Source organism: Mycolicibacterium arcueilense (assembly GCF_058536225.1).
Window position 1 is genome coordinate 955,631 of the sequence record NZ_JBZTYL010000007.1, and the last position, 21,056, is coordinate 976,686.

The 21,056-nt window shown below is 67.3% G+C and carries 20 protein-coding genes and 1 tRNA gene; 9 read left to right on the forward strand and 12 right to left on the reverse strand.

Annotated elements, in window-relative coordinates; genetic code table 11:
- The first annotated feature begins 135 nt into the window (after window positions 1–135).
- Window positions 136–2,754 (forward strand): helix-turn-helix transcriptional regulator, encoded by a 2,619-nt coding sequence (locus tag AC4LGL_RS08835; RefSeq protein ID WP_491838377.1) that lies wholly within the window; start codon window positions 136–138, stop codon window positions 2,752–2,754.
- Between the two features lie 11 nt (window positions 2,755–2,765).
- Here the strand turns inward: AC4LGL_RS08835 and AC4LGL_RS08840 are convergent, their stop codons facing one another.
- Complete coding sequence (locus AC4LGL_RS08840; RefSeq protein ID WP_491838378.1) at window positions 2,766–2,966, reverse strand: hypothetical protein; 201 nt, start codon at window positions 2,964–2,966, stop codon at window positions 2,766–2,768.
- A 20-nt stretch (window positions 2,967–2,986) separates the two neighbouring features.
- Between AC4LGL_RS08840 and AC4LGL_RS08845 the strand changes: the two genes are divergently transcribed.
- Complete coding sequence (locus AC4LGL_RS08845) at window positions 2,987–3,346, forward strand: DUF488 domain-containing protein (protein WP_491838379.1); 360 nt, start codon at window positions 2,987–2,989, stop codon at window positions 3,344–3,346.
- Window positions 3,347–3,420: 74 nt separating this feature from the next.
- Window positions 3,421–4,071, forward strand: coding sequence for a GNAT family N-acetyltransferase (locus tag AC4LGL_RS08850; RefSeq protein WP_055112327.1), 651 nt, complete (start codon window positions 3,421–3,423; stop codon window positions 4,069–4,071).
- Window positions 4,072–4,081: 10 nt separating this feature from the next.
- On the opposite strand, the gene mbtN is transcribed toward AC4LGL_RS08850, so the two are convergent.
- Genes mbtN through crcB (AC4LGL_RS08880) form a run of 6 tightly spaced genes read right to left on the reverse strand, consistent with a single transcriptional unit; the run spans window position 4,082 to window position 8,988 of the window.
- Window positions 4,082–5,257, reverse strand: a complete 1,176-nt coding sequence (gene mbtN / locus AC4LGL_RS08855) for a mycobactin biosynthesis acyl-ACP dehydrogenase MbtN (protein WP_491838380.1) — start codon at window positions 5,255–5,257, stop codon at window positions 4,082–4,084.
- Entirely contained in the window at window positions 5,254–6,819 is a 1,566-nt protein-coding gene (gene mbtM, locus AC4LGL_RS08860; RefSeq protein ID WP_491839308.1) for a long-chain-fatty acid--ACP ligase MbtM, read from the reverse strand. The genes mbtN and mbtM overlap by 4 nt, the downstream gene beginning before the upstream one ends.
- Window positions 6,820–6,824: 5 nt before the next feature.
- Window positions 6,825–7,094: a mycobactin biosynthesis acyl carrier protein MbtL gene (gene mbtL, locus AC4LGL_RS08865; RefSeq protein WP_055112333.1), complete on the reverse strand. Its 270-nt coding sequence runs from the start codon at window positions 7,092–7,094 to the stop codon at window positions 6,825–6,827.
- A gap of 60 nt (window positions 7,095–7,154) precedes the next feature.
- Window positions 7,155–8,228: a putative PII-like signaling protein gene (locus AC4LGL_RS08870; protein ID WP_491838381.1), complete on the reverse strand. Its 1,074-nt coding sequence runs from the start codon at window positions 8,226–8,228 to the stop codon at window positions 7,155–7,157.
- Window positions 8,225–8,593, reverse strand: coding sequence for a fluoride efflux transporter CrcB (gene crcB / locus AC4LGL_RS08875; RefSeq protein WP_055112336.1), 369 nt, complete (start codon window positions 8,591–8,593; stop codon window positions 8,225–8,227). The genes AC4LGL_RS08870 and crcB (AC4LGL_RS08875) overlap by 4 nt, the downstream gene beginning before the upstream one ends.
- On the reverse strand, window positions 8,590–8,988 hold the full coding sequence (crcB, locus tag AC4LGL_RS08880; protein ID WP_491838382.1) for a fluoride efflux transporter CrcB: 399 nt from the start codon (window positions 8,986–8,988) through the stop codon (window positions 8,590–8,592). Before crcB (AC4LGL_RS08880) ends, crcB (AC4LGL_RS08875) begins: the two co-directional genes overlap by 4 nt.
- Before the next feature lie 48 nt (window positions 8,989–9,036).
- Between crcB (AC4LGL_RS08880) and AC4LGL_RS08885 the strand changes: the two genes are divergently transcribed.
- Entirely contained in the window at window positions 9,037–12,405 is a 3,369-nt protein-coding gene (locus tag AC4LGL_RS08885; RefSeq protein ID WP_491838383.1) for an ATP-binding protein, read from the forward strand.
- Here AC4LGL_RS08885 and AC4LGL_RS08890 read toward each other — a convergent pair.
- The gene (locus tag AC4LGL_RS08890) at window positions 12,353–13,051 is read right to left on the reverse strand and encodes a hemerythrin domain-containing protein (RefSeq protein ID WP_491838384.1); all 699 of its coding nucleotides are present in this window, start codon (window positions 13,049–13,051) and stop codon (window positions 12,353–12,355) included. The genes AC4LGL_RS08885 and AC4LGL_RS08890 overlap by 53 nt on opposite strands.
- Before the next feature lie 92 nt (window positions 13,052–13,143).
- On the opposite strand from AC4LGL_RS08890, the gene pgm reads away from it, so the two are divergent.
- From pgm to AC4LGL_RS08915, 5 genes are all read left to right on the forward strand, one after another.
- Window positions 13,144–14,790, forward strand: coding sequence for a phosphoglucomutase (alpha-D-glucose-1,6-bisphosphate-dependent) (gene pgm, locus AC4LGL_RS08895; RefSeq protein ID WP_491838385.1), 1,647 nt, complete (start codon window positions 13,144–13,146; stop codon window positions 14,788–14,790).
- On the forward strand, window positions 14,787–16,049 hold the full coding sequence (locus AC4LGL_RS08900; protein ID WP_491838386.1) for an MFS transporter: 1,263 nt from the start codon (window positions 14,787–14,789) through the stop codon (window positions 16,047–16,049). Before pgm ends, AC4LGL_RS08900 begins: the two co-directional genes overlap by 4 nt.
- 55 nt (window positions 16,050–16,104) lie before the next feature.
- Window positions 16,105–16,177: transfer RNA gene (locus AC4LGL_RS08905), tRNA-Ala, on the forward strand.
- 190 nt (window positions 16,178–16,367) lie between these two features.
- Window positions 16,368–16,913 carry a hypothetical protein gene (locus tag AC4LGL_RS08910; RefSeq protein WP_491838387.1) on the forward strand — a complete coding sequence of 182 codons (546 nt, stop codon included), beginning with the start codon at window positions 16,368–16,370 and terminating at the stop codon, window positions 16,911–16,913.
- Between the two features lie 37 nt (window positions 16,914–16,950).
- On the forward strand, window positions 16,951–17,388 hold the full coding sequence (locus tag AC4LGL_RS08915) for a hypothetical protein (RefSeq protein ID WP_491838388.1): 438 nt from the start codon (window positions 16,951–16,953) through the stop codon (window positions 17,386–17,388).
- Between the two features lie 274 nt (window positions 17,389–17,662).
- On the opposite strand, the gene AC4LGL_RS08920 is transcribed toward AC4LGL_RS08915, so the two are convergent.
- The 4 genes from AC4LGL_RS08920 to AC4LGL_RS08935 form a co-directional block, all read right to left on the reverse strand.
- On the reverse strand, window positions 17,663–18,085 hold the full coding sequence (locus tag AC4LGL_RS08920; protein WP_491838389.1) for a DUF6319 family protein: 423 nt from the start codon (window positions 18,083–18,085) through the stop codon (window positions 17,663–17,665).
- Window positions 18,086–18,186: 101 nt separating this feature from the next.
- The gene (locus AC4LGL_RS08925) at window positions 18,187–18,879 is read right to left on the reverse strand and encodes an HAD family hydrolase (RefSeq protein ID WP_491839309.1); all 693 of its coding nucleotides are present in this window, start codon (window positions 18,877–18,879) and stop codon (window positions 18,187–18,189) included.
- A gap of 43 nt (window positions 18,880–18,922) precedes the next feature.
- On the reverse strand, window positions 18,923–19,309 hold the full coding sequence (locus AC4LGL_RS08930; protein ID WP_491838390.1) for a MerR family transcriptional regulator: 387 nt from the start codon (window positions 19,307–19,309) through the stop codon (window positions 18,923–18,925).
- An 18-nt stretch (window positions 19,310–19,327) separates the two neighbouring features.
- Entirely contained in the window at window positions 19,328–20,833 is a 1,506-nt protein-coding gene (locus tag AC4LGL_RS08935) for a SulP family inorganic anion transporter (RefSeq protein ID WP_491838391.1), read from the reverse strand.
- Between the last annotated feature and the right edge of the window lie 223 nt (window positions 20,834–21,056).

A 21,056-nucleotide genomic window follows, 5' to 3' on the forward strand; every position in this document is an offset into this window, starting at 1 on the left:
GGTCAGGCGCCGGGAAACCCGAGAACTGTTTCCTGAGGCAAAGATTCGTGTTGCGCCCACTGTGAATAGCCGTTACATATTCCGGTACCGGCGTACCGTCAGCCGGGTACGACGCGAAGCATCTGGGGGTCGTTCTTGTCCGACTGGCCATTTGTCGCACGGGATGCTGAACTGCGCGAAGCCGCGCAGGCGTTGCGTGGCGACTTCTGTGGTGTCGTGCTGGCGGGCGGGGCCGGCGTGGGCAAGTCGGCGTTGGCCCGGGTGTTGGCCGAGCAGCTGGAGGCCGAAGGGCACCCGGTGCGGTTTGTACTGGGCACCGAAACCGGGCAGGCGGTACCGCTCGGGGCGTTTCTGCACGCACTCACTTTGACGGACGCGCATGACCCCACGGTGATGCTCGCCGCGGCACATGAGGCGCTGGCCGCCGAACCCGATCTGGTCATCGTGGTCGACGATGCTCAGCATCTCGATCAGCTGTCGGCGCTACTGGTCCAGCAGCTGGCGGTGCACGGCTCGGCGAAACTGATCGTCACCATCCAGAACCGGGTGCCCACATCCGATGCGGTGACCGCGTTGTGGAAGGAACAGCTGCTGCTCCGGATGGACCTGGAGCCCTTCACCCGGGCGCAGACCGCCGAGTTGATGGCAGCGGTGCTGCACGGTGACGTCGACCCGCGCGCGGTCGGTGAACTACACCGGTTCTCCTCCGGCAGCCCGCTCTACCTGCGGGGCGTGGTCAACGCGGCTCTCGGCGATGAGGCGTTCGTACGCGATGAGGGCCGGTGGCGGCTGTGCGGGCCGCTGCGGGCCAGTGCAGACCTGCACGCCCTGATCAATTCACGATTCGACACGCTCACTCCGAACGAGCGGGATGTGGTCGATATGGTGTCCACCGCCGAGGTCCTCGACTTCGATGTGCTGGCAGCAGTCTGCGACCTCGACGCGATCGCCAGCGTGGAACGGCGCGGAGCCATCCAGGTACTCAACGATGCGGCCTGCACCCTGGTACAGCCCGGCCATCCGATCATCGGTGAGGTTGCGCGCGACCGATGCTCGAAAACCCGAAGCCGGCAGATCAACACGCAGTTGGCGTCGCTGCTGGCGACACACCTTCAATCACCGGGCAACGCAGCGGTGCCGGACGTGCGCGGCCGTATCCAACTGGCTCGATTCATGGTGGGAGGCGACGTCCCGGCAGATCCGGACGTCATCGCCGATGCCGCGGCCAGCGCGGTCACCATGTCCAATCTGTCTCTCGGAGAAGAGCTTGCGCGGTACGCGGTCGATCACGGTGCCGGGATGTCCGCGGTGATCGTGCTGGCCGATGCCATGAGTTGGCAGGGCCGGGGCGAGCAGGCCGAGCAACTGTTGGCCCGGTGGGTGCCGGATCCCGACGACGAGGCGATACTGGCCCGGTGGGGTTGTCTGCGGGCATCGAATCTGTTCTTCGGATGCGCCCAGCCGGACGCGGCGCATGCGGTGCTCTCCATGCTCCGCGAGCAACTGCACTGCCCACAGACGGTGAGCCTCGTGGCCGCGATGGAGGCGGTTTTCGCCTTCCACACCGGTGAACTGGAGAAGGCGATCGCGGTGGGTACCGCGGTACTGGACCAGAAGGTGTCACCGACGGCGACGGTATGGGCCGCACTGGCCACCTCGAGCGCGTTGGCCCTGTCCGGCAGGTCGGACGAGGCCGTCGCGGTGGCGCATGCGGGTGAGCTGGCTGCCGATCACTGTGTGTCGGGCTCGCCGCGGTACTGGTTCGTCTTCGCGCAGGTGTCGGCGGCCCTGGGCGATGTCGAGCTGGACAAGGCGCACGGCATCTGCGACACGTACGCCGTGCGGGCGGCCGGCTCACCGCAGGCCGAGGCCATCGGCACCGCACTGCATGGGCGGGTAGAGCTGGCCCGCGGCCGGCTGGCCTCAGCCTGTGATGCGTTGCAGGCGGCGGTGTGGGCCACGCCGCAGGGCCTGCCGCCGGGCTGGCTCATGGTCGTTGTCGCCTGCCTGGCCCAGGCCGAGGGAATGCGTGGCGACGGCGTTGCGGCGGCTGCAGCGTTGGCACGTGCCGAGGCCGCCGCGGCCGGGCCACGCGATGTGTTCCGGCCTGACCTGGAGCTGGGCCGGGCGTGGGCGGCGGCGGCGACGGGCGAGACGGGCCTGGCCGTCGCGCATGCGGTGCAGGCTGCGGACCTCGCCTCGGCGAGCGGGATGGAGGCGATCGAGCTCACGGCCCTGCATACCGCACTGAGATTCGGAGACTCGTCAGGCCACAGGCGGATCCAGCAGCTGGTGCAGCGGCGCGGTACTCGGGTGGCGGAAGCCGTCGGAGCGCACAGTCTCGGTCTGAACCGGCATGACCCCGCGTTGCTCGTCGCGGCGGCGGACCGGTTCGAGGCGCTCGGGGCGCTGGTGCTCGCCGCCGACGCTGCCGCCGACGCCGCCCGGATGTACGCCGAGGCAGGCTGCCGCGGCAGTGAATTGGAATCCGCGGCCAGGGCGCTGTGGCTGGCCGGCCAGACCGGCGCGCGCACCCCGGCGCTGCGCTGCGCCGGTGACCCGCTGCCGCTCACCCATCGGGAGTGGGAGATCGCCGACCTCGTCGGTGTCGGGCTGAGCAACCGGCAGATCGCCGGCCGGCTGTGTCTGTCGGTGCGCACCGTCGACGGACATCTGTACCGCATGTTCGCCAAGCTCGGTGTCGAGGACCGCGATCATCTGGCCCGGTTGGCGCGCTTCGGTCCGGCGGTGTGACGCTGCCGGTCTCAGGTGTCGTCGTCGCTCGCGGTGCGGGCGCCCACGAACGCGAGGAGTCGAGGATCGGAGGAGGTGAACCGGTCCACTTCCTCACCTCCGTCGCAGCGCAACAAGGAGATCGTGAGGCTGTCCGCAGTGCGGGTCAGTACGCACCAGTGAGCGCCGGAATCCTGCCAGCGCTGTAGATCTGCGACCCGATCGACGCTCATGCCTACTACCATGGCACGGCATGGCCGCGAAAAACCGCGTGCGGTTGGCCCGCGTGTATGAAGAGCCCGAACTCGATGAGGGGAAGCGCGTCCTGGTCGACCGGCTGTGGCCCCGGGGCATGAAGAAGACCGATCCGCGGGTGGGTCATTGGCTGCCCGCGGTGGCCCCGTCCACAGAACTGCGGCACTGGTACGACCACAAACCCGAGCGTTACGACGACTTCGTCGCCCGCTACACCGAGGAACTGCAGTCCGGTGAGGAGGCCGCGGCCTTCGACGAACTGCGCGCACTGGTTAGCCAGGGCCCGGTCACCTTGGTGACCGCCACCCGCGAGGTCGAACTCAGTCATCTGACGGTGCTGGCCAAGCTCCTCTCCTGATCCGGCGGCTGCGGACCGGGCAGCGGGAGGAAGGTAAACCTACCCTCACTCGCTACGGTAGGCTCGGCGCTCAAATGAGCGATATCGATACCGACGTGGCCGACTTGCCAGGGGCCCCCGTGCTCAAACGCGAGCTGACCGACATCACCGACGAGGTACGCGCCATCGACGCGGCGCCCATCCCGGTTCTGGCCGAGCCGTATGACATCCGGCCGGCCGACGCCGATGCTGACGCCGAGTTGATCTCGGAGTGGATGAACCGTCCGCATCTGGTCGAAGCCTGGGAGTACGACTGGGCGCCCGAGCGGTGGCGGCGCTACCTGCAGGCCCAGCTGGACGGGCAGTACTCGCGGCCGTTGATCGCGAGCTTCCGCGGAAAGCCTGCCGGCTACGTCGAGTTGTACCGGGCGGCCAAGGATTCCATCGCACCCCGCTATGCCGCCGACCCGCACGACATCGGCATGCACGCCGCGATCGCCGATCTGAGATTCGTCAACCGCGGCATGGGCCCGATCCTGCTGCCGCGCATCGTGGCCAGTGTGTTCGAGCTCGACCCGGACTGCCGGCGGATCATGTTCGACCCGGACCATCGCAACACCGGCGCCCGCCGGCTGTGCGAGTGGGCGGGGTGTGAATTCCTGGGCGAGCACGAGATGTCGAACCGCCGCATGGCCCTCTATGCACTGCCGCGCACACCCGACGACGCCTTCGGCGCCGCCGGGTAGCGGGATTCGTTCAGGCTCCGGCGAATTCGGCGTACCCGTCGTAGTCGGGCTTCATGGCCGCGGCCACCAGCTCCCACAGCACCTCATCGGTGCCGCCGCCGACCCGGGCCAGCTTCATGTCGCGCCACCACTTGCCCAGCGGGGTCTCGTCGACGAGGTAGCCGGAGCCGCCGAAGATGTGCATGCACTCCGAGGCGACCTCCTCGCCCAGGCGTGCCGCGGTCACCTTGAAGGCCGCGGCGGCGCGGAGGTCGAGCTTGCCCTGCGTGGCCACCCCGGTCAGGGCGTACCGCAGCATGTCGACCCGCGCCTGCAGGTCAGCCATCCGCATCCGAAGCGCCTGGTGCTCGAAGAGCGTGTGACCGAATTGGCGACGTTTCATCATGCGTGCCAACGTGATTCCGAGGATGCGTTGTGACCCGGAGGCCACCTGCCCGGAAATCGACATCCGTTCGTGGGCCAGGCCCCAGGAGATCGCGGCGAGCCCGGTCCCGGCGCGAGCCACCAGATGGTCGGCCGGCACCCAGGTATCGATGTGCACTGCGGCGGTGTCCAGGGGGCCGTTGCCGACCTTGCGGTAGGGGGTCTGCACCTCGACCTGTGAAGTCGGGACGGCGATGACGACGACGTTGCCGTGCCTGCTCGTCGGGTCGTGGTCGACGTTGCGGGCCACCACCATGATGTGATCGGCGACCGGTGACAGTGAGACAAACTTCTTGATGCCCTTGATCTCGAAACCGTCTCGGGCCGTGCGGACTTCGGTCTCCACGATCTGCAGATCCGAACCGCCGGACTCTTCCGAGGCGGCGATGCACAGCACGGCCTCGCCGCGGACGGCTTGTTCGCAGATGGTGCGGAGGTGATCGGACTTGCCGAACCGGCGAAGCAGGGCGATGGCCGAATCATGCAGGCTGACACCCACGCCGATGCCCGAGGAACCGTTGCGGCCCAGTGCGTAGGCCAATTCGATCAGCTTGGCCACGTCGGGCTGCTGTCCGTCACCCCACTTCTCGGTGAACACCCCATTTCGGCCGAGGTGCTCGATGAGTGCACGCGGAAAGCGTTCGGTCTCTTCAGCTTCGGCGGTCCATGCCTTGACCTGGTCGTCGAACACCCGATCCAGCAGATCGCGGTACTCGTCGAGCGAGGTGGTGGCCGGTGACGGGGTGGGCACGGTGGCGGTCATGACTTCGCTGTCTCCAATTGTCGTTTGACCTCCAGGCGGCGCAGCTTGCCCGAGGAGGTGCGGGGGAGTGAGCCCGGTGTCAGGAACACCACGTCGGCGGGCACGATGCCGCATTCGGAGGCCACCTGTTGGATGACCTGGCTGCGGGCTCCGGCCTCGTCGGCGCCGCGGAATTCCGCCGCGATCACCAGACCGGACCGGACCGCCTTCTCGCCGGCGCCGACGGCTACCACCGCACCTTCGCGAACGCCCTTGACCTGGGCGGCAACTCGTTCGATCTCGGTGGGGAAGATGTTGCGTCCGGCGACGGTGATCAGTTCCTTGGTGCGTCCACACACGACAAGTCCGCCGTCGACGAAGTAGCCCAGATCGCCGGTGGCGAACCAGTCGCCGGGGTGCAGCGGTTCCTGGCCGAGGTAACCCGACATCATCGAGGTGCCGCGGATCTCGATCTCGCCCACCTCGCGGTCGACGATGCCGGCGTTGTCTTCGCTGGGGCGCAGGCGCACCTCCATCCCGGCAATCGCCTCACCGAGGACCGCGAGTTGTTGCCGGTTGGAACCGGCATCGGTGGTGACGGTGATCTCGTCGATCACCACTCCGCGGCCGGGAACGGGAACCGTGACGGCACAGGATGATTCGGCCATGCCGTAGGACGGGGACAGGGCCCCGGGGTTGAAGCCGAAGCGGGCCAGTTCGGTGCCGAACCGGCTCGTCGCCTCACAGTCCACCGGCTCGCCGCCGTTGAGCGCGAACCGCAGGGCCGACAGGTCGAGATCGGTCAGCCGCCTGGAGTACTTGCCGATCAGCCCGTAGGCCATGTTCGGCGCGGCGGTCAGCGTGGCACGGCTCTCGGTAAGCCACCGCACCCAGCTGAACGGTGAGGCCGCGAACGCCGCGGTCGGCGCCTGCCAGACCTCGATGCCGCGGATCGCCCCGGTGAGCAGGAAGGTCAGGCCCATGTCGTGGTACAGCGGCAGCCAGGAGCAGCCGATGTCGCTGGACGACAGGCTGATCCGTTCGGCCAGTCCATTCAGATTGGCCAGTACCGCCGAAGGGGCCATCTGAGCGGTGCGTGGCGTGCCGGTGGAACCCGCCGTGCCTTGCAGGACCGCGCACGGGCCGGTTCCCAGCGGCAGCGTTGTGGAGCGTCGATCGTGTGCCACCGCGGCGTCGTCGTGGATGGCGACAGACGGCTCGGCCTTTTCCAGCAGATTCAGGTAGTCGCCGTGGCTGAATACGGTGCCCACGCCGATGTCGGCGAACCGCTTGAGAGTGGATTGCGCCCACTGGCCGGAGTCTGCGCCTCGGACGGGGCCGGGCAGTACCGAAAGGGCTGCGCCGGAAAGGAGGGCGCCGAGGACCGTCGCGATGCCTTCGACGGTGGGTTCACCGACCACGCCGACCGCCGTCGAACCGTCGTGACCGATCTGCTCGGCGACGTTCTCGGCACGGGCATACATCTGTGCCCAGGGGTGGCGGGTCCAGGTGCGCGCCTCCTGGTCGTACATCACCAGATCGGCGTCGCTCGCGGTCAACGACGCGGCGAGCGCCGTGGCCAGCACGCTCACTGGCTGCTCTGCGCGGCAGGCACTTTCGCCAGGATGGCCGCCTCGAGGTCTCCGACGGTGTCGCAGCTGAGCAGGTCTTCTTCGGACAGGACGACACCCAGCTTGTCCTCGATCGCCACCATGCCGACGGCGAAGGCCACCGAATCCAGGCCGGCGTCGTCGACGAGGCGGGATTCCCTGGTCACCCGGCGGACATCGACGTTCATGTCGTCGCGGAGGATCTCGGTGAGGGCGGCGCTGACCGCTTCGGGTGTTGTCGACTGCATGGGGTCGCACGGTACACGGCGAAGGAAAGCTAGGCTAGCCTTACCAAGCCTGCTGTGGGATTAGTAACTGAAGCGCGCCAGATCGGTGCCGCCGAAGCGCCGGCCGGCATCGACCACAGTCGCCGAGGGCACCATCTCGGCGCTGATCACGCCGTGCTCGCGGGTGAGTTCGTCGATGATGTCGAAGGCCCCGGCGATCCGTTCCGGGGTGTCCACCACGATCGTCGTCACCGGCACCTGACGCCCGAACTGAAACACCCGGTCACCGTGCGGCTTGTCGTCGCCGCTGAAACCCCACACCGCGCGCAGCACGGTGGCGCCGCCGGCGGCACCGGTCTGCATCAGCCTGCGGACGATCGCCCGGTGGATGGGCACCCCGTCGTGGTGCGCGGTCTCCGAGGTGTGCACCATCAACTTCTGCCACAGCCGTCGACCCTGGGCGTCGGTGGCAGGAAGTTCGGCCGGGCGGGTGAGCAACTGCCCGCCCCGCTTGCACAGTTGCGCCCGCTCGACGGTGAGCAGCGGATCGTTCGCCAGAAGTTCGGTGAGCTCACCGAGTACGGCGTTCACCTGCGCCCCGGTTCCGAGCCCGATGATCATCAGCGGCACGTCGGTGTTTCGGGCGAAGAACGCCGCGCGTCGACGCTGACCATGCGCGGTGCCGTCGACTCCGAGGAACACGGTGGCCCCCGCGAAGCCGCGCCGGTGCAGCAGGTCGCACACCGCACGGTAGGCCGGAGCTCCGCCGACCCGGTGATGACGGCCGACGTACACCGTCAGCTTGCAGGTATCGGTCACGGTCGGCGCGGGCGACCCGCGACGGATCAGCTGGGCCCGTTCGAGAGTGATCAGACCGCGGGGAATGAGATCGACGGTCTGCTCGGCCAGCGCGGAGATCTTGTCGGCGGCATCGACAGCGGCGATGGCGATCGGCGGATCCTCAGAGGCGGTCAACGTCTCGTCGGTGCGCAGGTGATGGTGCGGACCGAAGCTGGAGATCCCGCGCAGCATCACGCTGATCGCGATGTCGCTGCCGCCGTACAGATCCAAGAGCGCGTCGGCGACGAAGCGGTGTTCGTGACGCGACCGCTCGGCGAAATACGCGGTCAGCTTGAGGTAGTCGGTGGTGGTCACAAATGGCTCCCGAGAGACATGCCCAGCCATGCCGCGGTCAGGCCGAGCGCCACGCTGATACCGATGTTGCCCACTGCGGGCCAGACCCGACGCTCCTCGCCGAGGCGCTGGGTTTCCAGCATCCAGGTGGAGAACGTCGTGTAGGAGCCGACGAACGCGGTGCCCGCCAGCAGTGCGGCGTGCCGGTCCAGAGCCAGTCCGCCGAGGAAGCCGAGCAGAAAGGCGCCGCTGAGGTTGACCGCCAGGGTGCCGAACGGGAAGCCGCGGGTGTGGCGCGCGGACACCGCACGGTCGAGCAGGAACCGGCAGACCGCTCCGACGCCGCCCAGGAGCATCACGCCGGTCCACACCACGACGGTCGTCATCGGCGCACCGCCGCCCGACGCACCATCGCGGTTGCGATCGCCACCGCCAGCAGACCGGCGGCGATGCTGGCAGCGGTGTATCCCGCGGCCAACGCCCAGTTGCCGTGTCCGAGCATCGTGACCGTCTCGACCTGCATCGTGGAAAAAGTGGTCAGCCCGCCGCATACCCCGGTACCCAACAGCGGCCTGCGGTAACTGGACACCGGCAGCCGCTCCAGCAGTCGCGTGGTGAAGTAGCCGAGCAGGAACGCGCCGAGAATGTTCACGATGAACGTCGGCCACGGCCAATGTCCGGGTTCGGGTGCGGCGAGCACCGCCAGTCCTGCGCGGGCGAGGGTGCCCAGCGCGCCGCCGACGAAAACTGCGGCGAGTTCGCGGCCGTCGTGACGGGTCATGATGCAAAGTATGTCGGTCGCGAGCCCGACAGCTATCGTCGGCTCACTATGACGGCCCCGGATAATTCCGCACTTTCCGCGGTGCGGGTGGCTGCGCTGGGGCCGATCCGGGCGTGGGTGGCCGGCGAGCCCGTGGAACTCGGCGGTCGCAGGCAGCGATCGGTGTTGGCGCGGTTGGTATCCGCACACGGCGAAGTGGTGTCGGTCGACAGGCTCATCGACGACCTGTGGGAGGGGGAGCCGCCGCCGAAAGTGTTGTCATCGCTACAGGCCTACATCTCGCACCTCCGTCGCGTGCTCGAGCCGTGGCGCGAGCCGCGTACCGTGGCCGGCGTCATCGTCAGTGCTGCCCCGGGATACTGTCTGCGGCTGCCGGCCGAGGCCGTCGACGTGTGGTGTTTCGAGTCGAAAGTTTCTGCGGCAGAAAAGGAAGCCGACCCTGCCGAGCGGGCGCGACTGCTCGCAGATGCGCTCGAGGGCTGGTCGGGTGAGCCCTATGCGGAGGTGGCCGACGCGTTGTGGGCGGCCCCTGAAGTGGCCCGACTGACCGAATTGCGGTTGGCCACTACCGAATCGTATGCACAGACACAGTCGGTGCTGGGTCGCGATGCCACGGTCGTGCGGGTTCTGGAGCGCCACGCCCGCGATCACCCGGGCCGGGAGGTTGCGGCCGGGTTGCTCGCGACCGCGCTCTACCGCACCGGTCATCAGTCGGCGGCGCTGGACGTCTTACGCCGTACCCGAGAACACCTCATCGATGACCTCGGGCTCGAACCGGCGCGTCCGCTGCGGGACCTGGAACGCGACATCCTGCAGCAGGCCGATCACCTTGAGCCGATCCCACTGGCAGAGAGGCCTGTCGCGATTCCGCGGGTCGGACGAAAGCCGCCACCCTCGTGTGGGCGGACCGCTGAACTGGCGGCGATTGCACGGACCGCGGAAACGGTTGAGCGCGAAGGCGGTCGCGTGCTGTGGGTCTGTGGCGAGGTGGGCCTCGGCAAGACCACACTTGTCGATACCGCCGCCGAGCGGCTACGCGCGACCGGCTGGGCAGTGGCCTCGGGACGCTGCCCGGAGGTGGACGGTGCACCGCCGGGTTGGGCGTGGACGGAGGTCATCCGTGAATTCGTGGCCTCGTGCGAACCCGATCAGGTCGCGGCGTTGGGCCCGTTGTTGCACGACGGCGGGACGGCGAGCGCCGACAGCGGCGGCACGTTCTGGGTGGCCCACGCGCTTGCCGGCCTCCTCGGGCAGGTATCGGCCCGCCGACCGCTGGTCGTGGTGCTGGATGACCTGCACCGGACCGATGGCCTGACGCTGGAATTGCTGCGCTTCGTGACCGATCGACTCGGTGGTCATCGCGTACTGATCGTCGGTACCTACCGGTCCTCCGAATTGGGGCCGGAGCTGGAGGCGGCCCGCGCGGCGCTGGCCAACCACGCCGCCGTCCACCTCGAACTGGCGGGCCTCGACGAGCCGGCCACCGCGGAACTGGCTGCCGAGTACGGCCTTTCGGCGCTATCCGGCGAGACGCTGCGACTCCTGCGGGAGCGGACCGGCGGCAATCCGCTGTTCATCCGGGAACTGGCCCGGTTGATGGTTGCCGAGGGCGTGGAAGCCGGCAAGGGCGGCGTGCCGGTCGGGGTGCGTGATGTGTTGCGGCGCAGACTTGCCCGGCTGCCCGCGCCGACCGCCACGGCGCTGCGTCAGGCTGCGGTGCTCGGCCGCGACGTGGATCTCGACCTCCTGGGCGATCTCGCGCAAGGCAACTCAGAGGATCTGCTCGACGCGCTCGAACCGGCTGTGCTGGCCGGGCTTCTCGACGAGCCGGCGCCGGGACGGGCCAGGTTCGCCCACGCCTTGATCCGCGACACGATCTACGACGACATGTCCATCCTGCGCCGCACCCGGCTGCACGCTGCGGCCCTCGGACTACTGCGCCGGCCGGGAAGTTCAGCGGACTCCTCCTCACTCGCCTATCACGCCGTGGCCGCAGCGACGCCCGACACAGCAAGTGCAGCAGCTGATTTCGCGATGGCTGCTGCCCGCGAGGCCGACACCGTCGGCGCACCGGCGGAATCGGTGCGGCAGTGGCGGGCGACCGTTCGGATGCTGGATCTCGTCGGAGTCCGGCCCGCAGTCCCGCAGCCGGACATGCTGGAGCGGGCGGTTCTCGCCCGCTGTGGACTGGTCGCGGCTTTGGCCCGGGCCGGGGATGTCGTTTCGGCGCGCGACGAACAGAAGCGGACGTTGGCGCTGACAGTGGACAACGGCGCGCTGACGGTCGGCGCGCTCACCCTGTGGGATGCCCCGCTGGTGTGGCGGCTCCGGACCACCGACGCAGCCGACGAGGACATCGTGGTGCCGCTTCGTCGGGTACTTGCTCGCGATCATCCAGGACCCGTGCGGGCGCGACTGCTGTCGACGTTGTTCGCCGAGTTGGAGGGTGCGGATACGCCCGCCGCATTGCAGGCGAGTTCGGAGGCACTGGCGTTGGCACGTGCGGCGCACGCCGAGGCTCCCGACGTCTACGGCCGGTTGTTGTGCGCGGTGCTCAACGCCCGTGCCTTCGCCGCACTGGGCCCCGATCTTGCCGCCGAACGGGAAACGACGGCCGCCGAACTGCTCACAGTGGCCCAGGAGTGCGGTGCGGTCGACTACGAGGCGGTCGCACAGTGGCTGCTGTTCCTGTCCGCGGCGGGCCGCTCGGACCTGGCTGCCGCCTTGGACCGGGTCGATCTCGCTGTGGCGCGGGCAGGTACCGGCCAGTTGGGTTACCTGCTGGGGGTGCTCGACGTGTTCGAGGCGCAGTTGACGGTGCTGGCGGGCCGGCCCGACGAGGGGGAGCGCCGATACGCTGCGGCGGCCGCTCAACTGTCCGAACACGGCGCGCCCAACGGCGCGTTGATGGCGCTCGTCGGACGGTTGACGGGGGCTCTGTTCCGCAACGACCTCGCTCCGCTGGCCGACGAACTGCTCGCCGTTCACAACATGGTGTCGAAGACGGTCACCGACGCCGCGGTCCTGGCGTTGCTGGCCTCGGGAAGAACCGATGAAGCACAACAGGTCTGGGCCCAGCGCGAGCCGGTGGAGCGGTCCTACTACTGGCTGGCGATGACCACGCTGCGCGCACACGCGTCGGCGGCCATCGGCGACGAGGCGGTCGCCAAGGCGACTGCCGAAGAGCTGTTGCCCTACTCCGGGCGGATGGCTGGGCTCGACAACGGCACCCTGCTCACCGGACCCGTCGACGAGGCGCTGGCCGCCGTCGCCGAACTGACCGGCAATGCCGAGCAGGCGCGCCGGTATCGCGCCGATGCCGCTGCCCTCCGTCAGCGTCTCGGGGCGGACGCCGCCCGGGTGCTCAGCCGAACACCCGACGGTCGAATCGCCGGTGGCGCACCGACAACACGGTGATCAGCGCGAGCAGTATCGGACTAACGGTTTCGGACAGTGCGACGCGCTCCTGCTCGGTCATCACCGCCACGGTGCGTGGTCCGTCGAACGACATCCGCCCGCTCCGTTGGGCAGCCTTTTCGACGGCGGCCCAGTCGTCGACAGACACGTACTGCCGGATCACCGGGAAGATCTCCCGTTCTTCGTCGGCAATGTGTTCATGCAGCAGTCCGTGCAGCTCGGTGAGGCCGGCGGCCAGCGGTGCCGCTGATTCGCTGTCGCCGACATTCAGCCGGAACCCGGCCGCCAGCGCGCGCAACCGGTCCAACCGCGGGTCGAGTGCCGCGTGGTCCTCGGTCAGCTCGGTCAGGTCGACGCTCCCGCCGGCGGAGGCTTCGATCATCGGCCACAGGATCTGGTCCTCCGTCGTGTGGTGGTGATGAACCGAGTCGCACAGCAGGTTCACATACCGGGCGACGGCGCGAGCGCGTCGGGGCGTGCACGTCATCCCTCCGTCCGCGAAAGCCGAGGTCAAAGTTGCGACGCGGCCGACGTCGGTGACCATGGCGCGGTGCGCAAGGCTGATACCGAGGAGGTCGGGCTCGGGGTCGCCGGGACGCCGCGCGGTGACGTTGACGAGCCGTGTGGGTTGCATCGGAGTGTTCACGGCAGACACGTTGCCGGGCCACACTTGTAACCGACTTGTGTAAGGCTTGCTGTGACCGTCGAACGCTAGTTGTCGGAGGGAAATCGGGAACCATGGCTGCCAATCCCCGCGCCGGGCAACCGGCTCAACCCGAGGATCTGATCGACATCGCCGAGGTGGTGACCGCGTACTACACCAGGCGGCCCGATCCCGACGACATCGCCCAGCAGGTGGTGTTCGGCACCTCCGGGCATCGCGGCTCCAGTCTGGACACCGCGTTCAACGAAGGCCACATCCTGGCCACCACACAGGCGATCGTCGAGTACCGCGCCGCGCAGGGCACCACCGGCCCGTTGTTCCTCGGCCGCGATACCCACGCGCTGTCGGAACCGGCCTGGGCCTCGGCACTGGAGGTGCTGGCCGCCAATGACGTTGTGGCGATGATCGATTCGGCCGATCGCTATACCCCAACACCGGCCGTCAGCCACGCCATCCTGACCTTCAACCGGGGCCGCGACGCCGACCTGGCCGACGGCATCGTCGTCACCCCATCCCACAACCCGCCGCGCGACGGCGGCTTCAAGTACAACCCGCCCAACGGCGGCCCCGCCGACACCGACGCCACGAGCTGGATTGCCAAGCGCGCCAACGAGATCCTGCGTGACGGGTTCAAGGACGTGAAACGCATGCCGCTGTCGCGGGCGGTGCAGATGGCCCAGCGTCACGATTACCTCGACGCCTACGTCGCGGATCTGGCCAATGTGGTGGATCTGCACGCGATCCGGGCCGAGGGCATCCGCATCGGTGCCGACCCGCTCGGCGGTGCCAGCGTCGATTACTGGGGCGCCATCGCCGAGCGGTACAACCTCGACCTGACCGTGGTGAACCCGCTGGTGGATGCGACGTGGCGGTTCATGACCCTGGATACCGACGGCAAGATCCGGATGGATTGCAGTTCACCGAATGCCATGGCTGGGCTTGTTTCGAAAGTCATCGGCCACCCCGACACCTATCAGATCGCCACCGGCAACGACGCGGACTCCGACCGGCACGGCATCGTCACCCCGGACGGCGGGCTGATGAACCCCAACCACTATCTGGCCGTCGCCATCGACTACCTCTACACCCACCGGCCCAACTGGCCGGGGGCCACCGCGGTGGGCAAGACCGCGGTGAGCAGTTCGATCATCGACCGGGTGGTGGCCGGCCTGGACCGCAAGCTGGTCGAGGTGCCGGTCGGGTTCAAGTGGTTCGTCGACGGGCTGATCGGCGGCGGTATCGGGTTCGGCGGCGAGGAGAGCGCGGGGGCCTCGTTCCTGCGCATGGACGGGTCGACCTGGACCACCGACAAGGACGGCATCATCCTGGCGCTGCTGGCCTCGGAGATCCTGGCGGTCACCGGGTCGACGCCGTCGCAGCGGTATGCCGAACTGGCCGAACGTTACGGGTCGCCCACCTATGCACGCATCGATGCGCCGGCTGACCGGGACCAGAAGGCACGGTTGGCCAAGCTCTCACCCGAGCAGGTCAGCGCCACCGAACTGGCCGGTGAACCCATCACCGCGAAGCTGACCGCCGCGCCGGGCAACGGGGCGGCGCTGGGCGGGCTGAAGGTCACGACGGAGAACGCCTGGTTCGCCGCCCGGCCGTCGGGCACCGAGGACGTCTACAAGATCTACGCCGAGTCCTTCCTCGGTCCTGACCATCTGGCGGAGGTGCAGGAGGCCGCCAAGGATGTGGTTAATACAGTCATTGGGTGAGCGTTACGGAGGGCGACTGTCAGCCCGACACCAAGGCGAAGCTGCCCGGTGAAGTCTGGGTCCTGATCGTCGCCAACGCCGTCATCGCGCTCGGTTACGGCGTGGTGGCGCCGGTGCTGCCGGCCTACGCCCGCCACTTCGGGGTCAGCATCAGCGCCGCGACCTTCGTCATCACCGCGTTCGCCCTGATGAGGCTGTGTTTCGCCCCGGCCACCGGGGTCCTGATCCAGCGGCTGGGGGAGCGCCGGATCTACGTGTGGGGGCTGCTGATCGTCGCCGTCACCACGGGTGCCTGCGCGTTCGCGCAGACGTATTGGCAGCTGCTGCTGTTCCGGTCCCTGGGCGGTGTCGGCTCGACCATGTTCTTCGTCTCGGCGCTGGGCCTGATGATCCGGGTGAGCCCCGAGGATGCCCGCGGTCGCGTGGCCGGCATGTTCTCCTCGGCGTTTCTGGTCGGCTCGGTCGGCGGGCCGGTACTCGGCAGCCTCACCGCGGGGCTCGGCCTGAACGCGCCGTTCGTGATCTACGGTGCCGCCCTGCTGGTGGCGGCCGCGGTGGTGTTCATCAGCCTGCGGCACTCGTCGCTGGCCGCGCCCGCACCCGACGAAGGTCCGAAGGTGACCGTGCGCACGGCGCTGCGCAACCGCGCCTACCGGGCCGCGCTGTTGTCGAATTTCGCCACCGGGTGGTCGGCCTTCGGGCTCCGAATTGCCTTGGTGCCGTTGTTCATCGTCGACGTACTGCACCGCGGGCCCGGGATGGCAGGCCTGGCGCTGGCCACCTTCGCCGTCGGCAACGTGTCGGCGGTGATCCCCAGCGGTTACCTCTCCGACCGGGTGGGGCGACGCCTGCTGCTGATCGTGGGGCTCACCGCGGCCGGGATCTCGACCGTGATGGTCGGGTTCACCGACGGGCTGACGCTGTTTCTGGTGAGCGCCTACATCGCGGGCTTCTCGACCGGCATCTTCACCGCGCCACAGCAGGCCGCGGTGGCCGACATCATCGGAAACAAGGCCCGCGGCGGCACCGCGGTGGCGACATTCCAGATGATGGCCGACGTCGGATCGGTCGGCGGCTCGCTGCTGGTCGGGCTGATCGCGCAGTACCTGTCGTTCTCGTGGGCCTTCGTGATCAGCGGGGTGATTCTCCTGGTGGCTGCGCTGGGCTGGGTCTTCGCTCCGGAGACCCGCGGAAGGCCGTCTGCCGAGCACACTCCGGCCCGCGCGCTGGGGCCGGAGGCCGGTGGAGAGGTTCCCTGACCAGCGATTTTGAACCTGGGGTAGCCGTGGTGTAACTTCGTGGGGCACCACAAACGGGGCTATGGCGCAGTTGGTAGCGCACCACACTGGCAGTGTGGGGGTCAGGGGTTCGAATCCCCTTAGCTCCACGTTTGAAAACCCGCTCTGACTTCGGTCGGGGCGGGTTTTTGCGTTTTGCTGGAAGGCCGGGCTACCTGCTACGAGAGCCGTCGGTCCGTCGGAGGCTCAGGCACTAGCCGCTCCACCAGAGACACGCCAGAGCCGGATAGTCGGGCAGTTGCTTGGCTGCGCCTGCGCGGTTGGGCTACTGGGGCTGACGTGATCGATCATTTCCTCGCGAACGAGTCGGGTGGGCGAGATCCTTCGATGGCCAAACCGCTTCGGTTCAGCACGGCGCAAACGGATGCATTCGCTAAGGACCTGACTAGCGGCTACGAGGGGGCCCCGGCGCTACCGGATGTTCTCGAGTCTGCCCGGACGACCGCTCTTGCAAACGCTGCCCTGTCAGGCCAATCCGTGTACACCGAGGTGCTCGGTGGATCTCCAGCACAAGAGGGGGCGGCATCGGGTTGGACTGTCGTAGGGACCAGCGAGCCCGACAATGTTTACGCACTGGGCCGCTACTCAGTTCAAGTCGTTACCCAGGTCGAGGCTGGGCCGGGACAGGATCCGGTCGTGCATCAGCGCTACTACATTTACGATTACATCGACTACGCTCATCCACGCAGTAGCGGGGGTGGCGTCATGGATGGCATGAAGACCGAAGCGATCGACAGCCTGGCGACGTTGCGCGATATCGGATGGGCACGAGGGTTCGACGCCACTGGTACGAGCACTATTCGGACATACCCTAACTACGGCTAGGCTAAGAGTCGAGGTACTTACGTTGACGATGCGGACAATGCCATCAATCTTGACGATAGCAATGCTGTTTCTGGTGGGCTGTTCAGATGAGGTCAAATTCGAGAAGCAGTCCCTTGACGAGCCCCAAACTCGAAGCCAATTGCAGAAAATGGGGATTGGCGTTCCTGATAACTATTCGCTGGTATCGATGATTGAAATGCCACCGCCCGGTTCGGGAAGTGCGAGCTATAAAGGATTGTTCACCTCTCCGCTGCCAATATCTCCAGTCGAAGTCGACGGGCTGCGATTGAAAATGAGGCCGACGACATGCCAAGGACTCCAGGTGTCGACTCTGTCGGATGGCATGGCATGTGCAACGTTGTCGAATCTGCAGATTGGTGGAACCCAACTCGCCGCTATCGACAACCTCACTGTCATTTCGGGACAGTCGCAGCCAGGCGAAGCCCGTGTCTATCTCACTGTCACTGGCCACTAGACGGTAGGGCAGGCGATGCTTCGGCCGTGCTTCGGAGTTTCGCCGCATCCGCAGTAGCAGGTGCCGTTCGGGTAGACCTGCGGAACCGATGGAATGCCTTTGGCGCCAGTCATATTGATCTCCCGTTGGCCTTGCGATTCGCGGTAGTTGTAGCGACGAAACGCCACGACACCCGGATGTAGGCCTTGACGTGGACGAGTCTGCTGCGATTGAACGCCGTCTCGGTGGTACGAAACGCCGACAGGATGCAAAATCGCCAGACTGGACAGGGTGCTCACTCCAAGTCGGACAAGACCTTTCGCGCAGCTTCGAGTTCGGCTTCGAGTGCGGCGACCTTGGCGGCCTGCTGTGATCGGGCCTCCTCGATCACCTCGTCGATGGGCGTGGAGAGGTCCTCGTGCAGCTCCTTGGCCGCGCGCGAGACGGCAGCAGCAGCGACCGCGACGTTGCGCGCCAGGTAGGTGGTGCCCTGCTTGAGTTCGGCGTGCCATTCACCGTGGGCGGTGCCGGTGACGGTGAGCGTCAGCTCGATGGTCTTGGCTTTCTTGGCCGGCGCCTTCTTGGCCGGGGCCTTCCGAGGCTTCTCGTCAACGGAAGTTTCAGCGCCGTCGGACGCGGGCGCGGTGGTCAAGTCAGCAGGGGTGTCGGAGTCGGTGGTCAACGTTTCTGGCGCCTGAGTGTCTACAGTCATCGTCACGGCGGACTCCTTCTCAACATCGTCTGCAAGAGCGGGCTGGCGGTCGCAGACATTAGAACACGCGTTCGACCTTCGGCGTCAAGTCGACGCGCCCGCCCGGTTCAACGTGTCGGGCTCTCCGCCTCGCGGATCTGGGCGCCGATGGCGGTGGAGTCCAGATTCTGGAGCAGGTCATGGTGATCATCGAAAACCGCTTGTGCACCTGCTTTTTCGAGCTCAGAGTCGGCGACTCCGCCGCACCGTACGCCGACGAACGGTACGCCGGTGCGGGTGGCGGCTTCGCCGTCCCACACTGCGTCGCCGACAAAGACCGCCTGCTCGGCGGACACGCCGGCGCGCTTCAACGCCACCTCGACGATGTCCGGGTCGGGCTTGGCCGTGTCGACATCTTTCGATGACGTCGCTGCCGCGATGGCGTCGTCGCTGTCGAGAATCTTTCGGGTGATCGCGAGTTCGTCTTCCGGCGCGGAGCTGGCGAGCACGACCCGCACCCCTCGCTCTGCGAGATGGTGGAGCAATTCGCGGGCTCCGGGAAGCCGGACGATCAGGTCCGTGCTGTCTTTGTAGAGGCTGCCGTGCCTGTCCTTGAGGCGTTGCTGCACAGCGTCACTCGCATCCCCGGACAGGTTTGCCACCAGGCTGTCGCCATCCATGCCGATGCTGCGGTGGATCCGCCAGGACTCCACGTCGATGTTCTCCTCGCGGAACGCGCGCGCCCAGGCGTGCACGTGCAGGTAGTTCGTGTCGACGAGCGTCCCGTCAACGTCGAACAGGACCGCAAAAGGGCTCGACATCGGCATGCGCGCGGTATACCCGCCTGCCCGCAGATCAAACGGCTCAGCGGTAGTGCGCCAGTTGCTCGGTCAGTTCCTGTGCGTATGCCAGTTGCCGGGTGAGTTTGGCGCAGGCTTCCTGGGCTCGGGTATGGCATTCGGCCAGATAGGTTGTCGCCGCGGCGCGCTGCGCGGCGGTCGAGGTGGGGGAGTTGAGGGTATCGAGGGTGTCGAGCAGTTCTCGCATTTCATCGAGGGTGAAGCCCAACGGTTTCATGCGACGGATCGCCAGCAGTCGGTCGACGTCGTCGGCCGTGTAGAGGCGGAAGCCGCCGGCGGACCGTGCCGAGGGGACAACCAGGCCGACCTCGTCGTAGTGCCGGATTGTCTTGATGGACAACTCGGTTCGTGCGGCGACCTCGCCGATCTGTAGGTGATCCTGGCTGCTCAACGCTTCCCCCTGTGACGGTCAGTGCGCCGCGGTGGCATGGCCGCTGAGTCGCGCGTGCCGTTCTGCGCTGTTTTCGTTCATGCCCACGATGGTGGCGGTCTTGCCCTTGGCGGCGTATTTGGTGGTGATGGCGTCCAGAGTGGACACGGTGGACGCATCCCAGATGTGAGCCTGGCTCATGTCGATGACCACGTTGTCGGGGTCGCCGGCGTAATCGAACTGGTAGACCAGGTCATTGCTGGAGGCGAAGAACAACTCGCCGCGGACCGCATACACCCGGGTGTCCTCGTCGGGATGGTCGACATCCACCACCTCGGTGAAATGGGCGACCCGGCGGGCGAACAGCACCATAGCCGTCAGGGTGCCGACAGCGACGCCGTAGGCCAGGTTGCTGGTCGCCACCGTGACCGCGACCGTGGCCAGCATGACGGCGGTTTCGCTCTTGGGCATGCGCCGCAACGTTTTCGGGTTGATGCTGTGCCAATCGAAGGTCCCGACAGACACCATGATCATCACGGCGACCAGTGCGGCCATGGGGATTTGGGCCACGACATCGCCGAGGCCGACGACCAGACCGAGCAGGAACGCGCCGGCCAGGAACGTCGAGATCCGAGTCCGGGCGCCGCATGCCTTCACGTTGATCATGGTCTGCCCGATCATGGCGCAGCCGCCCATGCCGCCGAAGAATCCGGTGACGATGTTCGCCACGCCCTGGCCCAGCGCCTCGCGGGACTTGTCGGAGTGGGTGTCGGTGACGTCGTCGACCAGCTTGGCCGTCATCAGCGATTCCAGCAGGCCCACGACCGCCATGGCGAGTGCATAGGGCGCGATGACTCCGAGCGTGTGCAGGGTGAAGGGCACGTTGGGAATCAGCAGAGACGGCAGACTCGACGGCAACTGCCCCTCGTCACCGACGTTGGGAATCGACCAGCCGAATCCGACGGTGGCGGCGGTGAGCACCACGATGGCCACCAGCGGTGCGGGGATCGCGGTGCTCAGTTTCGGTAGCGCCACGATGACGGCGATGGCGACCGCGACCATCGGGTAGACCAGCCACGGCACCCCGAGCAGATGCGGCAACTGGGCCAGGAAGATCAGGATCGCCAACGCGTTCACGAAGCCGACCATCACGCTGCGCGGCACGAACCGCATCAGCTTCGCGACCCCCAGACCACCGAGAATCAGCTGCAGCACTCCGGCGAGGATGACCGTGGCGATCAGGTAGTCCAGGCCGTGACTGCGCACCAGCGGGGCCACCACCAGGGCGACGGCACCCGTCGCCGCCGAGATCATCGCCGGCCGGCCACCGACGATCGCAATGGTCACCGCCATCGTGAACGAGGCGAACAGTCCGATCCGCGGATCCACCCCGGCGATGATCGAGAACGAGATCGCCTCGGGGATCAGGGCCAACGCCACCACGAGGCCGGCGAGGACCTCGGTGCGCAACCGGCGCGGCGAACGGAGCGCAGTGAGCACCGACTGCTGTTCGTGCGGCGTCACCGCATCGGTCGATCGTTTCAACACAACTCCGTTTCAGTGCCCTCGGTCCAACACGGAGGGCGGATGTGGGCACAGTCGAGACACGCGTCGTTGCGTGAAAGCTATTGCCGGAACATGCAATCGATTACGGTCGCAGGGCCTGCAGGCGCGGACGTGCGGCCGCCACGTTCGGCGTCGTAGCCGAACTCTACCCTTGGGGGAGGGTTGTGTTTCAAATCGAGAAGCGTGGATGTGCTCGACGCCA